The following is a 1293-nucleotide window of genomic DNA, read 5'->3' as shown; positions in this document are numbered from 1 at the left end:
CCGAATGGGGAAACCCTCTTGTTAGCAATAACGAGACTAAGGACAACCCGCTGAACTGAAACATCTAAGTAAGCGGAGGAAGAGAAAATAATAATGATTCCCTGAGTAGCGGCGAGCGAAATGGGAAGAGCCCAAACCGTAAATGTTTCGGCATTTACGGGGTTGTAGGACTGCAAGATGAATATTATACTGAAATCGAGCTACCTGGAAAGGTAGGGCAAAGAGGGTGATACCCCCGTAGATGTAAGGTTTGATAGGATAGCAGGATCCTGAGTAGCGCGGGGTCGGAGACGCCTTGCGTGAAACTGCCAGCACCATCTGGTAAGGCTAAATACTAATGAGAGACCGATAGTGAACAAGTACTGTGAAGGAAAGGTGAAAAGCACCCTTTTGAAGGGAGTGAAATAGTACCTGAAATCGTCTGCCTACAAGCTGTCGGAGTCCCTTCGTGGGATGACGGCGTGCCTTTTGCATAATGAACCTACGAGTTACGGTACGTTGCCAGGTTAAGGCCTTCTGGGCCGGAGCCGCAGCGAAAGCGAGTCCGAAATGGGCGATATTAAGTAACGTGCCGTAGACGCGAAACCGTGTGATCTAGGCTTGGTCAGGATGAAACTCCGGTAAAACGGGGTGGAGGTCCGAACTCTTTTGGGTTGAAAACCATTGGGATGAACTGAGCCTAGGGGTGAAAGGCTAATCAAACTCGGTGATAGCTCGTTCTCTCCGAAATGCCTTTAGGGGCAGCGTCGTGAGTAGTTTACAGGGGGTAGAGCACTGATTGGGCTAGGGCTGCCACAGCGGTACCAACCCCAGACAACCTCCGAATACCTGTTAAATGGTCCACGGCAGTGAGGGCGTGAGTGATAAGATCCATGTCCGAGAGGGGAACAACCCAGACCATCAGCTAAGGTCCCCAAGTACCAGCTAAGTGAGAAAGAATGTTGGATTGCAGAGACAACCAGGATGTTTGCTTAGAAGCAGCAATCATTTAAAGAGTGCGTAATAGCTCACTGGTCAAGCGATCCGGCGTCGATAATTGTCGGGGCTCAAGCTGGTCACCGAAGCTATGGAACCCTCCGTTAAGGAGTGAGTTGGTAGGAGAGCATTCCATGTGCACAGAAGGTGTGTTGTCAGACATGCTGGAGCGCATGGAAAAGCAAATGTAGGTATAAGTAACGATAAGAGAGGTGAGAATCCTCTCCACCGTAAGTCTAAGGTTTCCTGCGCAACGTTCGTCGACGCAGGGTTAGTCAGGACCTAAGCCGAGGCCGAAAGGCGTAGGTGATGGCAAAC

General features: G+C 50.3%; 1 rRNA gene. It reads left to right on the top strand.

The window, feature by feature from the left end:
- A 23S ribosomal RNA gene (locus L6R21_27955) occupies positions 1-1293 on the top strand; the annotation flags it as partial.

Source organism: bacterium (assembly GCA_023150945.1).
Classification (GTDB): Bacteria; Zhuqueibacterota; Zhuqueibacteria; order Zhuqueibacterales; family Zhuqueibacteraceae; genus Coneutiohabitans.
Note: the sequence above shows the minus strand (reverse complement) of the source record. Positions and strands in the feature narration are given on the sequence as shown.